Below are 13,020 nucleotides of genomic sequence, written 5' to 3' on the forward strand. Positions count from 1 at the left end.
GTGGCATATCTCTCGATATTTTGAAGGAGAAGCAATAGAAGAAGCAGTTAAATAATTCGTTTATATTAAAAAAATGAGAAAAAGCTCAGAAAATTTTTCTAAACTTGAAACCTTTTCCTTAACATCTACGTCATAGGAAAGTGTAGAAAATGATAGGGGTGTAAACTAAATGAACAAATGGTTAAAAACAAGCCTTGCTGTTTGTATCTCAGCAACGCTGCTTACAGGTTGTAGTATCGGCAAAAGTGAAAGCAAGAATGATAAACCAACAACTCTGAAAGTAATGTATTATGATGAATCTGGTTTTTATTCAGAATACGGCATGCTGTATAGTGCTTTGCATCCGAATGTAGATATTGAAATTGTTGCGACTAGCAATTTGTATCGCGATGTAACTGAAGATAAAACCTATGATGTCTTATTAAAAGAGCTTATCGAAAAGGAAAATCCTGATGTCTTAATGCTAGAGCCTACAGTGTTAACTACCTTGGGCGAAGAAGGTAAGCTGTATGATATTGAAAGCTTTGTTAATGAAGAAAAGTATAATGCGGCTGGTCTAGCTCCTGGTATTATTGATGCTATGAAGGCGTTAGGAAACGGTAAACTTTATGGATTGCCAACTAGCTTCTACAGTCAGGTGTTATATTACAACAAAGATTTGTTTGATAAGTATAATGTACCATACCCAACTGATCAAATGACTTGGGCTGAAGTGATTGAGCTTGCTAAAATGTTTCCAACAGAAGGCTCTCCAATGGAGCGTGTATATGGCTTGAAGCTTTCATGGAGCAAAGATTTGTATGAAATTGTTAACACATTAGCACAAGGCGATAACTTGCGTATGTTTGATCCTGATACATTACAGATGACGATCGACACGCCAGCATGGAGTGCATTAGTTGAAACTGCACAATCTGTTATGAAATCCAATGTTCTGTACTTTGAAAGCGATATGTATGAAAATGAGGATTATATGAATTATAACGGAGACTGGTATTCTCGTGATCCATTCTATGCAGGTCGTTTAGCAATGAGATTAGACGGCAATTATTTAATGAGTGAGCTTGAAAATCTGAAAAATTATGCGCAAAATCCAGAGAATTTAATTCAAAATTGGGATATTGTAACAGGACCAGTAAGCTCTAGCAATCCAGATGAGTCTAGCTATATTAACTATTATAATATTGTTGCGATTAATAACTCATCAGCGAATGTTGAAGCAGCATGGGACTTCATTTCCTACATCACTGGGGATGATTATGCTCGCGTGAAGTCTAAAGTAACTTACGGCAGTCTTCCATTAAGAACAGCATTCTTGCCGAAAAGCGATGAACGCAATTATGAGGCATTCTATAAAGTTCGTCCTTCATCTCAAGAGATGAGTATTGATTACAATAAAATTCCGCAAGTATTCCAATATGAGTTCTATGAAGTTATGCAAGCTGAGTTAAACAAAGTTAATTCAGGAGAAGCTACAATTGCAGAGGCATTGTCTACATTACAAATTAAAGGTAATGAATTGTTATCACAACCGATAATGTCCGGAGAAGAAATGGAAAATTATTGGAAGGAAAAATACGGTGAAGGCGGCGGTGTAATTATTGATTCCGTTGCTACTGAGAGCACTGATGAAGCAGTAGCTGAATAAAAAATATCGTATAGCTGCTGATTAAAAGAGCTAGCAGTGTGAATAATTTCATAACTGCTAGCTTATTTTTATATTATATTGATCAATTTCATTTCTCCTAGAATATAACTACAACGACTACTACTTTACGTCTTAGTAAATATGAAACGGTTAAGCATAGAATCTACTAAATATTCCTCTATTGTAAGTTAACAATAAATAAAGTAAAATCAGATCATACTGTAAAAAAGTTGGATATTGGATTACGACTTTCGTCTAGTTTAACTTACTACCTTGGGCGGTTACATCGGTTTATATCTTAAGGTAAATTTAAGATAACACGAGATTCAATCAGGGGGTCAAAGACAATATGGAGAAGGAAATATATATTCTGCTTACGAATACTGGAACACTGTTAGCACGTTCCATCCAATATTTTACTGGTGAAAAGTTTTGTCACGTCTCCATAGCCTTTGATAAAGAACTGAATGAAGTTTACAGCTTCGGTAGAAAGAATCAAAGTAATCCATGGATTGGTGGCTTTGTAAGAGAAGATGTACGTGGACCGATATTCCAGCATTCGCCATGTAAAATCTATAAATTAAAATTAGACGAGCAGGCATATAATTCTATTCGTGAACAAATTCAATATTTTATGAAGGAAAAGGATAAATATCGTTACAATTTTTTAGGTATAATTGCGGTGCTATTTGGTGTTCATTGGCAAAGAAAAAATTATTATTTTTGCTCGCAGTTCGTAAATACGTTGTTACAAAATGCTAATATATTTATTATCGACAAATATCCTGCGTTAACTACGCCCGCAGATTTTAAGGATGCAAGACTTGAGCTGCTTTATCAAGGAAGTTTGCCATCCTATATTGGTGCGTTATACCGAACACGACGCAGTAAACAATTTCGAACGGCTTAAGCATCCTTGCTGCAAGGGTGCTTTTTTAGTACATATATGAATTAATAAAAAGTTAATAATTTCCCCACTTTTTGTTAATGTTTTTTATTTACACTAATTAAGAAAGCTAAATAAAGGAGAGTTTTTGGTGAAAAAGTGGGCTTTTATATTTATTTTAGTAGCAGTTATCATTGTTGCAGGACAATTTTTACCACAAAAAGGAATAAGCATATCCTCTAGGAACATGGAAGATAACAAGGAAAACTATCAGTTAATTGAGTTTGATAAAAAGCAAGTCCATCGTGGTGAGCTAATTTTAGTTAATCGAGATAATCCTTTGTCTTCTGATGGTATTGCTGGTAAGCTTGTAACAATAAGTGCAGCAGAAGCAAATGAGGCAGGCTTTGCTTTAGAGAAAAATGAGATTACGTTAGCAGCAGAATTATTGAGGGCATTAAAGGTTATGCTTTCTGCCGCTCAAGAGGATGGGGTTAACGGCTTTCTGCTTACTAGCGGCTATCGCTCGTTAGAGCAGCAAGCAAAGCTATATGAGGAACAAGGCAGTGATTATGCTTTACCAGCGGGTTATAGTGAACATAATAGCGGATTAGCTGTTGATATAGGATCAATTTACGCTAAAATGGAAACGGCAGAGGAAGGAAAATGGTTGCGTGAACATGCGGCAGAGTACGGCTTTATTTTACGTTATCCGCCGGACAAGCAACATATTACTGGGATTCAATATGAGCCGTGGCATTTTCGTTATGTTGGTTTGCCTCATAGTATGATAATGATGGAAAATGATTGGGTGCTAGAGGAATACATTCAGTATATTGAAGAAAATCCGCATCTTAAGATAGATACTAAGGATGGAAAATTTTTAATCGATTATTATAATTCCGAAGAGGATGAATTTGTTAAGCTGCCTGCTGAACTTCAATATTCGATTTCCGGTGACAATAAAAAAGGGATTATCATAACAACTTGGAAACAATAAAACTGCTGATTAAAAACTTTCTCTACTGCTGACACTAAGCTGACAACATTACAATCTTTACTAATTGCGGCCAGTATGAGATTCTAATACTAGCTGAAATGAGGAGGACGAACGATGAAAAGTCAGTGGATGCTTATATTAGGCTTATTGTTTGCGTTGCTAATAGCGGTTTTTGCTGTATTCAATGTGAGAGCAGTAGAGGTAAATTATTTATTTGGTACTGCATCAATTCCACTTATTCTTGTCATTTTGTTTTCAACTTTGTTTGGCGGACTAGCCGTCGGCTTAATAGGGTTATTCCGTTTTATCGTGTTGCAGCGTAAAGTGAAACAGCTTGAAAAACAGCTCGCAGCGTCTCAAAGTGTACATACTGAGGAGAAAGAAGCGGATTACTTAGCTGACCAAGATGTAAATGAAACGGCTGAGAATAATATAGATACGGAAATGAAATAATATATTGTTAAATAACGATCCTCTTTCTCTTTATTACAAGAAATCAGTTGTAGTATAATTGGGACAAAGTTAACCTTAAAGGCAGGTGCCGCGGATGTCCAATGAACAAGAAAAAGAGCAAGCAGTGAAGCCATTGTCACAGGCAGAGCGTGCAAAGCAGCTTCTTGCTGCCCGCAAGCAGCAAAATTCGAAGTCAGGCGGAAAACAGCAGCTCTCTACAGCTACGAAAAAGCTAGTAAGTCAAAATACGAAAAGAGTTAATAACCAACGCAAGAAAATGGGTGTATAATCGTTCTCCATCAACTTGCTAAGAAAACGCCTGAAAAATTTTAATTTTGAGGCGTTTTTTCTTTATCATTTTGCGACAGGAAGGATTTACTTTATAGTTTTTCGTATGAATTTCAAAAAAGCCTGCATAATGTAAGTTAAACGATAATAAATTTACAGCGGAGGAAAGAGAATGCGAGCCGGTCAGTCACTAAAAGTATTTTTGTTAGCTGGTGTTAAGACGAGCCCGAGCGCATTTTATTCATTGGAGGAGCGCCTGCAGCAAATGCTAGCAGAAAAGGGTGTTACAGCAGATATTGAGCTATTATTTCCTTATGGAGAAATGGAAAGAAATCTCTTTCTACAGCTTGCTGAGGTTAGAGCGGATCTGTCCCGCTATATCATTCGCGGTGGAATCGGCGGCAGAAAGGTATGGAGAAAAATTCAAGAGCATGAACATAAGTCCAAGCTGCTTATGATTGGACATAGTGGTGGAGGAGTTGCCGCCTATCAAATTGCTCGTAAATTATATGAGGATAAAACACCAATTAATGCGAAGGTGATTCAGATTGGATCACCGAAAACACGTATCATTCCTGCATTAAAAGAAAAGGTAAGCTATATTTACGCGACAGATGAGGCAGGCAGATTTAAAGATCCGATTACTAAGCTTGGCAGTTGGGGAGGCTGGACGTTCCAACATCAGCATGTTCCTTTGCCGCGCTGGGACGCTCGTAAATATGCACCAGGACGAATTGTTGGAGTTAATACATTAGGTGGTCATAAAGATTATTTTAGACAATCGCCTCAATTTACAGATGAGTTAAGCTATTGTAACCTCGATAAAACAATTAGGTCAATTGAAGGCTGCCTGAACGAATGGCTATATGCTGATACAATGGAAGAAAGCAGCTTCAAGGAGGTTAGCTTAAATCAACTGTTGACGACCTAAGATAAGAAATTGACGAATAAACTTAGCGCTGGTGCATCATGATTGCTTACGAGCTAATCATTAATCACCATTTACCGCAGGACAAAACCCAATAGGTCTTGTGCAAATAGACTCAGCAATTTGCGGCATATCTTCGGCAAGATCTTGAAAATAACTGCTCATAATATGGTTAGAAGATACTGAACCATTACGAAATGAACGTTGAACCTCGCCCTTTACATGTAAATAAAAATAGGTTTCATCCGTTTGCGGTGAATGATATACAATGGTAGGCAATTGTGGCACAATATCATATTTGTTTTGGAAACGCCAATGAATTGGTACTGTATAATTATATGTTCTGACAAAGGTTGGGTCACCAACTCTTGGGGCGCCAAAGGTGTACACAATTACTTTGCGAAATGGCGAATTAACTGCGATATCCAGTGCTGCCAGCGTTGCAAGTGCACCTCCCAAGCTATGCCCCGTAATGTAGAGTGGCTTTTCATAGTCACAATAACTTAATAGCTCTAATATTTGCTGACGCAGTGCATAATAGATGTCGGAAAAACCTTTATGGGTTTGACCGGCATTTTTTAATGGCAAATATTCGGTTTGTTGGGCAATAAAATCATAAACCCAATCAATTGATGTACTGCTGCCGCGAAAAGCGAGAATCGTATTATGCTCAGAAGTTAAGACAAAACCGTAACGATCATTCTCAATACCAAGCTCAGAGGTAATAATCGAGCCAACTAGCTCATAATGATCAGGTTTAATAAATGCTCCTGATTCTTTATTGGCAAACTGAACATAGGTCTGACTGCAAATGGCAGCTAGAAACAAAGCAGTTTCATAATTAGGCTCAGCAAGAGCGTGTTTATGATAGGTCATAGCCATTCCTCCATTCGAAAAGAGGTAAGTAGACTATATACTATGAAAGCAGAATGCAATAGGTACCAGCACATTTTTAAAAATGTAAGCGTGGACAAGAAATTTTGTTTATGACTATAATGTAGGAAACAGGTCAAATGACTAGGAGGAAATGGAATGGCATTAAAGGTTGGTTTAATTGGCACAGGTTGGTTCGGTGAAATGCATGCAAAGCTGCTAGCAGCGCAAGAGGATGTGGTAGTTGCAGCAATAACAGGCAGTTCGCAGACCAAAGCAGAACAGTTTGCTGCCAAGTTTTCAGATGCTAAAGGATATGGTGACGTTGAGCAAATGCTCGATAAGCATTCACTTGATGCAGTTTATATTTGCACACCTCCTTTTGCACATGGCAATTTTGAACAGCAATGTATCGAAAGAGGCATTCCTTTTCTTGTAGAAAAGCCGTTATCTTGTGAAGCAGATTTGCCTCAGCAGTTGCTTACACAAATTGAAGCAAAGGGCTTAATTACAGCAGTAGGTTATCATTTTAGATATATGGATGGTACAGATAAAGCCAAGCAGCTATTAGCAGATCGGCAGTTGGCGCTAGCTTTAGGCTATTGGATGGGTGGTGCACCAGGAGGTACTTGGTGGCGCAGACAAGAACGATCAGGCGGTCAGTTTGTCGAGCAGACAACGCATATTGTTGATTTATTGCGTTATCTTGCTGGTGAGGTTGTTGAGGTATATGCTGCAGCTTCAGAAGGGATATTATCCTCGCAGGACGCTAATGCTAATGTCGCAGATGCTGCTACGGTAACTTTAAAATTGGCAAATGGGAAAATTGCTACGATTAGCAATACATGTATATTGCCTGCAGGAGATAAAGTAGGATTGCACTTCTATACTGATGCAGGCAGACTGGAAGTTGGTTACAGCGGGGTAAAAGACTACACATCAGAGCAAACGATACAATATTTTAATAAAAGCAATCCGTACGAGAAGCAAATGAAAGCATTTCTTCATGCTGTTCGTACAGGCGATACATCTCATATTCGCTCTAATTATAAGGATGCTTATGAAACGCACCGTGTAACGATGGCAGCATTACAATCAGTTGCATCTGGACAAGCAGTTAAGCTTTAAGAAAATGAAAGATTAAAAAAGCCTTAGTCGCAATATGATTTAACTTCTTGATGAAGCTGTTGCGGCTAAGGCTTTATTTTCGTTTACGGGGCGGTAATTCTAAAGCGGTTAATTTGTCTTGATTAGTCGCAGGAAGCGTTGCTTGTTCTGCTTGTTGCTTTAATTTTTTAGCGTTCCTTTTATTGCGTTCTTTTCTTGAAGGCAGTTGTTGATGGATTTGCTCTGTTTCAGGCTTTGTTAGAATAAGATCGTTAAGCTTTTCTTTTGGCAAGTTTTTACGCTTGGTCAAAATGTCTCCTGTCCATCCTTTGCGCCAAAATAGAAAGTAAATTAGCGCGGTAATGAGCAGAATAACGCCAATCATATAAATAAAACCTAACGGACTATCTTTAAACGGCAAGTGTATGAAATTCGTGCCCCATATCGCTCCTATAATGGATGCTGGCAAGCAAATTGCAGTAAATAGTGTCAGTGTACGAATAATCTCATTTCCGCGAAAACTGGATAGAGCATCATCAACCGAAATTAAGGTATCAATTTCAAGCGCATAGTGCTTGAGCAGTACGTCTAGCCGTTGAAAACGATATTGTACTCGTTGATAACCGTCACTTGCAGTTAGCTGTTCAAGAAATGCTTCCTTTGCTAATCCCTCTAATTCTCGAATTGGCAAATACATATGATTATAATGAAGCAGCTCATAGCGGCGTTCAATAATTGTATCAAGTAAATCTTTATGATTTTTTTCCTTCATATCTCGTTCTAGTTTGCCAAGTCGTTTCTCTAACCTATCTAATCCGATATGTAAATGATCTAGCAACGCTCCCAGCATGATAAAGAATGCTTCCGGTGCATTTTTACATTGGTGATATTGCTCTTGCATATCAAGATGCTGCAGTCTAAGCGTTATCCGAATGTCACGCTGCATCGTTATAAGCTTAGTGCTTGATAACCAAAAATGAAGCGGCGCAACATCCTCTTCTTGATTAGAAAGCTGCAGCAATATTGTTCCTTGAACAACAGGACCGTATTGCTCAACTTTTTGAATTAATAAATTGTTGCTTATTCTTTCATAGCTATCATTTATCCAAGCAGCGGCTTCAGGAAATGCTTGGAGCAGCTCGCGTTTTTCTGCAACATAGCTGTCATTTATTTGTAAGCGGGTTTTTTCGCTAATGTGCTGATGATATGAAGGGGTAATTGGAGTATGCTTGAGCTGCAAATTATGCCATTCCCAGCCCGCTATTTGTACTAGATTTCGTTGGATCAACTGATTTGCAGCCTCCCTTGCATGTCAAAATAATCTCTACTATCCATCATAGCGCATCCATTATCGCCATACAACCGCTAACCTGTAAATTAAACAATATTAGATCTTATTTGTAATAAATCGACATTGTTCACGACAATATAATGATTGATTGCCTTAGGAATAGGGAATACCAACATAGAAGGTAAAATGCGATAAGTTCATTGGAGGTTACGATGATTACAAAAGTATTATTGTTTAATACGGAGCATGAAGCAGCCGAGGCACTCAAAAAACTGCAAAACAGCGGCATTCCAGCAAGCTCACTTTCTGTGCTTGTTTCTAATGTCGAGCATAGCAGATTGTTAAATGCAGAGACGGATATTCATATTGATTTATTTTCTGAAATCACAAGTGAAAATCGACGAGATGTTGGTCGCGGCGCAGCAGACGAGTCTTCTCATCATGAAGGAGACCTTAGCGGACTAGCTGTTCCAATCTATGCTCAGCAACCTTCTATGCAAGTTCCGTTTTTAGGATTCACAGGAATTAAAAACGGCTTTGAGCAGCATGAGCAAGGAATTCCTTCACTGCTTTCATATGGCATATCAAAGGAAAATGCTGAGCGTTGTTTGCATGCGCTGCGAGCAGGACAATGTATCGTGTGCATCTCTGAGAGCTCCTCCTCACAGGAGGCTTACGATAACGCTTCCCTGTATAGCGGATTAGCATTGGGCGGGTTAGTGGAAGAGTCTAGTTTGCCAGATGTCGGAGCAGCCGAAGTTTTAGACAACACATAATCGGCAGCGAAGATAATCAACTCATTGGCAGCGATAAAGTTTTACGAAAAATAAGCCTTCATCTTTAAATGGCGACTACCGTTTAATAGATGAAGGCTGTTGTTATATTTTGGAAATGATTATGTTCTTGATAACGATAAAATTTGCGCAAGCTTTTGAAAATGCCCTGATCCATGAATCGCTTCTGCGACCATTTGAGCACCAAGCATACATGACACAACTCCATTTCCACCATAGCCAAGTACATAATATTGATTAGGATCGAGAGGATGAGCGCCAACATACGGCAAACCGTCTTTAGTTTCAATAAAGGCTGCATTCCATTGATAAGCCAGTTGCGGTTTCAATTGAGGAAAAAGCTCTGTTAAATATGCCAATAATCGCTCGCTATGTTGATTGATTGAAACTTGATCATAATTAACCGTATCAGTAGGCTCGTCTAATCCGCCAAGCATAATACGGTTGTCAGCTGTAAGTCGCAAATAAAAATATGGTCGGGCTGTTTCCCAAATCATCATTCGCTCATACCAAAAATCTACATTTACAATAGGCTCTGTTACAATGACATAGGAGCGATTAAGCCTTAACTTTAGCTGTAATTGCTGTAATTGTTGGTATTGGTAGCCGATTGCATGCACGATACTTGCCGCGTCTACTTCGATCCCGTTAATACTTGCTTTGTAACGTCCGTTATTTTGCTTTGAGATCTTTGTTACAGCAGAATGTTCGTAAAGCTTTCCACCATGCTTAGTAATATATTGCGCGAGCCTTAACACGAATAAATGCGGATTAATTTCTGCATCTTGATGCGTAACAAGCGCACTGCTTCGAGTGAAAGGGAAATGCTGAGCAATATGTTCGCTGTTCCATAGCTCACACGGTAAGCCAATACTGGATAATGCTTCGTATTCCCGTTGCAGCTTCAAATGATGCTGCTTGTTGGAGCATAGCTGGATGCTGCTGCGTTCCGCATATTGTATCTTTCCCACTTCGAGCTCCAGTGTTGGAATCAGTTTTTTCAATAGCTGTAAAGCATCATAGCAGCAGCGGTAATAATAATCAGCATTTTCTTTGCCAATTTGCTGGCGAAGCTCATGCAGCATAATATCATTGCAGTATTGCAGCAGACCTGTACTGGCACTAATGCTGCCCCCAGCAATTTCATCTCCTTCAACCAATATAAAATCAATATTGTGCTGCAAAAGTAAAAATGCGGTTAGCAGACCAGATATTCCGCCGCCGATAATAAGCACCTCGGTAGCTAACGATTGCTGCAAAGACGGCCATTCTGTTTGTTTACTTGCAAATAAACTCCAATAGTTAGCCCCCTTATGAAGGTTTTTCATCTTTTCGCTTCACCTCACCGCTAGTATGTCCATTAAGACAATGTTTCTAATACTTGTTTGCGGTAAGAGCTTGGAGATTGTCGATATGCTTTACGAAACTGCTTAGAAAAGTATAGAGCATCCTGTATTCCAACAGATGCTGCCACCTGTTCAATCGTTAAATCTGGTCGTTCACGCAATAAGTGTCTTGCGTGATCTAATCGCAAATTAAGCAAAAATGTGCTAGGTGGCATACCGACATGGCGTTTAAATATTCGCGATAAGTAGGCACGATTATAACCAAACGCTTCTGCCATATTGGCAATGCTAATTGGGTGTGTATACTGTGAGCTTAAATAGTGAACCATTTGTTTATGAAGTTTATGCTCAGCATTAGCATGCGTGGGCGGCAGACTTGCTTGCGGGAATTGTTGTTTACCGTAATGAGACATAATAATTTGTAGCCAGCCAGCAGCTTGCATTGCACTTGTTGCATGCCCTTCGCGAAATGCTTCCAAAATGTTACGATAGTACTTAGCCGTTTTTTTGAAATTCGGCAAAGAGATGACTTCACATGTATGATGAAAACCAGCCAGTTGCACCAGCTCATCTGCACCTTCTCCAGTAAAGGCTACCCAGCGATAACGCCAAGGATTATGTGCTGATGATTCATAAGAAATTAACTGGTCAGGTCTGATAAGAAAAGTATCTCCTGCTTTTAGTTTGTAATGCTGCTGCTCTGTAGTAAAAGAGCCTTCGCCGTCGAGTACGATATGCATTAAGTAAAAACTATAGACTTTAGGTCCAAGCCGGTGATTAGGACTTGTTTGACTTTCACCAGCAAATAAAACATGCAATCCTGTAATATTGCGATCATCTGTCATTGGACTTGAAGCTACAAGATACGTTTCAGGCTTACGTTTGTGTGTTGAATTTGGCTGATGTTCTCCATCCTGCATAAATGAGGTATGAAACATAATTTATCCTCCTGCAGCTATATGAACGAATTATTTATTTTTTGCATGTGAAATCATCTTTTTCCAGCAAAAATAGCTGCTTTCTCTCCATTTTAATCTATATAGGAAGGAAAGCAAAGTCACATTAATCCATATATATTTCACTTACCACCATTCAGTTGAAAGCGGATAAGGTTTATACTAAAGAGCAAGATCAATATTTAATTTGATGTAAAGGATGGATATTTATATGGCAAATATTCAAGAATTGAAAAAAGAATTCGTAGAACGATATGGTAACTCTGAACATAAAATTTATGTTTTTCATGCACCAGGACGTGTAAACTTGATTGGTGAACATACAGATTATAACGGCGGTTATGTATTTCCTGCTGCTTTAACCTTTGGTACTACTTTGCTAATTCGCAAACGCGACGATAAAGGTCTTGGACTTGCTTCAACAAACTTCCCAACTACAAAAGTATTAAGCGTAGAAAAAGTTGTTTATGATGAAGCAGACGATTGGATGAACTATCCAAAAGGCTGTGTTAATGAGATTTTACGTACAGGTGCAGTTTTCAAACATGGCTATGATTTGTTGTTCCATGGCGAAATTCCAAATGGTGCTGGCTTGTCCTCCTCTGCATCAATTGAAGTTGTAACGCTATATGCTTTATTAACATTAGAAGAAAAACCGATTGATACTGTGAAAATTTCACTAATGGCACAACGCTCTGAAAATGAGTTTAACGGTGTGAAATGCGGAATTATGGACCAATTTGCTGTAGCAAACGGTAAAAAGGATCACGCTATTTTGCTAATGTGCGATACATTAGAATATGAACTTGTACCATTTAACTCGGGTAATTATAAACTTGTTATTGGTAACACGAACAAACGCCGCGGCCTAGTCGATTCCGCATACAATGAACGTCGTGCCCAATGTGAGCAAGCTGTTGTTGATTTGCAAGCTGCTCATCCAGAGCTAACTTTGCTTGGTCAACTATCACTTGAGCAATTTAATGCGTCCAAGCATTTAATTAAAGACGAAGTTGTTCTAAAACGTGCACAGCATGTTATTGAAGAAATCGATCGCGTACTTAAATCAATCGAAGCGCTTAAAGCAAATGATCTTGTTGCTTTCGGTCAATTAATGAACGGTTCTCATGATTCTTTACGTGACCTTTATGAAGTAACAGGACCGGAGCTGGATGCGTTGGTTGATGCTGCTCGCAAAGTGCCAGGCGTACTAGGAGCACGTATGACTGGTGCAGGCTTTGGCGGTTGTACCGTATCGCTTGTGCATGAAGATTCCATTGAGTTATTTAAAGAGCAAGTAGGTAAGGAATATACAGAAAAAACAGGTCTAGTTGCTGATTTCTACGTATGCACTATCGGTAATGGCGTAGAGCAACTTGAAGCTTAGGAGATAAAAAGGCTAATTTCAAATAAACGAAAATAACAACTCGCAATGAGCTGTCCTTTAGGG

General features: G+C 38.8%; 13 protein-coding genes. 9 read left to right on the forward strand and 4 right to left on the reverse strand.

Going from position 1 to position 13,020, the window contains the following annotated elements:
• Window positions 1–169: 169 nt before the first annotated feature.
• The 6 genes from AC2TDL_RS13455 (at window position 170) to AC2TDL_RS13480 (ending at window position 5,206) form a co-directional block, all read left to right on the forward strand.
• Window positions 170–1,648 carry an ABC transporter substrate-binding protein gene (locus AC2TDL_RS13455; protein WP_484696601.1) on the forward strand — a complete coding sequence of 493 codons (1,479 nt, stop codon included), beginning with the start codon at window positions 170–172 and terminating at the stop codon, window positions 1,646–1,648.
• A 349-nt stretch (window positions 1,649–1,997) separates the two neighbouring features.
• Window positions 1,998–2,558 carry a hypothetical protein gene (locus AC2TDL_RS13460; protein ID WP_484696602.1) on the forward strand — a complete coding sequence of 187 codons (561 nt, stop codon included), beginning with the start codon at window positions 1,998–2,000 and terminating at the stop codon, window positions 2,556–2,558.
• A gap of 127 nt (window positions 2,559–2,685) precedes the next feature.
• Window positions 2,686–3,534 carry a M15 family metallopeptidase gene (locus AC2TDL_RS13465; protein ID WP_484696603.1) on the forward strand — a complete coding sequence of 283 codons (849 nt, stop codon included), beginning with the start codon at window positions 2,686–2,688 and terminating at the stop codon, window positions 3,532–3,534.
• Between the two features lie 114 nt (window positions 3,535–3,648).
• Window positions 3,649–3,987, forward strand: a complete 339-nt coding sequence (locus AC2TDL_RS13470) for a LapA family protein (protein WP_484696604.1) — start codon at window positions 3,649–3,651, stop codon at window positions 3,985–3,987.
• Between the two features lie 94 nt (window positions 3,988–4,081).
• A complete protein-coding gene (locus AC2TDL_RS13475) occupies window positions 4,082–4,276 on the forward strand; it encodes a hypothetical protein (protein WP_484696605.1) in 195 nt (64 codons plus the stop codon).
• Between the two features lie 171 nt (window positions 4,277–4,447).
• On the forward strand, window positions 4,448–5,206 hold the full coding sequence (locus tag AC2TDL_RS13480) for a hypothetical protein (RefSeq protein ID WP_484696606.1): 759 nt from the start codon (window positions 4,448–4,450) through the stop codon (window positions 5,204–5,206).
• A gap of 60 nt (window positions 5,207–5,266) precedes the next feature.
• Here AC2TDL_RS13480 and AC2TDL_RS13485 read toward each other — a convergent pair whose 3' ends face one another.
• Window positions 5,267–6,079 carry a lipase family protein gene (locus tag AC2TDL_RS13485; RefSeq protein WP_484696607.1) on the reverse strand — a complete coding sequence of 271 codons (813 nt, stop codon included), beginning with the start codon at window positions 6,077–6,079 and terminating at the stop codon, window positions 5,267–5,269.
• 156 nt (window positions 6,080–6,235) lie between these two features.
• Here AC2TDL_RS13485 and AC2TDL_RS13490 point away from each other — a divergent pair, with 156 nt between their 5' ends.
• Window positions 6,236–7,204 carry a Gfo/Idh/MocA family protein gene (locus tag AC2TDL_RS13490; RefSeq protein WP_484696608.1) on the forward strand — a complete coding sequence of 323 codons (969 nt, stop codon included), beginning with the start codon at window positions 6,236–6,238 and terminating at the stop codon, window positions 7,202–7,204.
• A gap of 73 nt (window positions 7,205–7,277) precedes the next feature.
• Here the strand turns inward: AC2TDL_RS13490 and AC2TDL_RS13495 are convergent, their stop codons facing one another.
• The gene (locus AC2TDL_RS13495; RefSeq protein WP_484696609.1) at window positions 7,278–8,471 is read right to left on the reverse strand and encodes a magnesium transporter CorA family protein; all 1,194 of its coding nucleotides are present in this window, start codon (window positions 8,469–8,471) and stop codon (window positions 7,278–7,280) included.
• A 215-nt stretch (window positions 8,472–8,686) separates the two neighbouring features.
• Between AC2TDL_RS13495 and AC2TDL_RS13500 the strand changes: the two genes are divergently transcribed.
• Window positions 8,687–9,250, forward strand: a complete 564-nt coding sequence (locus AC2TDL_RS13500) for a hypothetical protein (RefSeq protein ID WP_484696610.1) — start codon at window positions 8,687–8,689, stop codon at window positions 9,248–9,250.
• A 119-nt stretch (window positions 9,251–9,369) separates the two neighbouring features.
• Here the strand turns inward: AC2TDL_RS13500 and AC2TDL_RS13505 are convergent, their stop codons facing one another.
• Window positions 9,370–10,596, reverse strand: a complete 1,227-nt coding sequence (locus AC2TDL_RS13505) for an NAD(P)/FAD-dependent oxidoreductase (protein WP_484696611.1) — start codon at window positions 10,594–10,596, stop codon at window positions 9,370–9,372.
• Between the two features lie 32 nt (window positions 10,597–10,628).
• The gene (locus tag AC2TDL_RS13510; protein ID WP_484696612.1) at window positions 10,629–11,552 is read right to left on the reverse strand and encodes an AraC family transcriptional regulator; all 924 of its coding nucleotides are present in this window, start codon (window positions 11,550–11,552) and stop codon (window positions 10,629–10,631) included.
• Between the two features lie 229 nt (window positions 11,553–11,781).
• Between AC2TDL_RS13510 and AC2TDL_RS13515 the strand changes: the two genes are divergently transcribed.
• On the forward strand, window positions 11,782–12,957 hold the full coding sequence (locus tag AC2TDL_RS13515; RefSeq protein ID WP_484696613.1) for a galactokinase: 1,176 nt from the start codon (window positions 11,782–11,784) through the stop codon (window positions 12,955–12,957).
• Window positions 12,958–13,020 lie beyond the last annotated feature (63 nt).

It is taken from the genome of Paenibacillus sp. plas6, assembly GCF_057221655.1.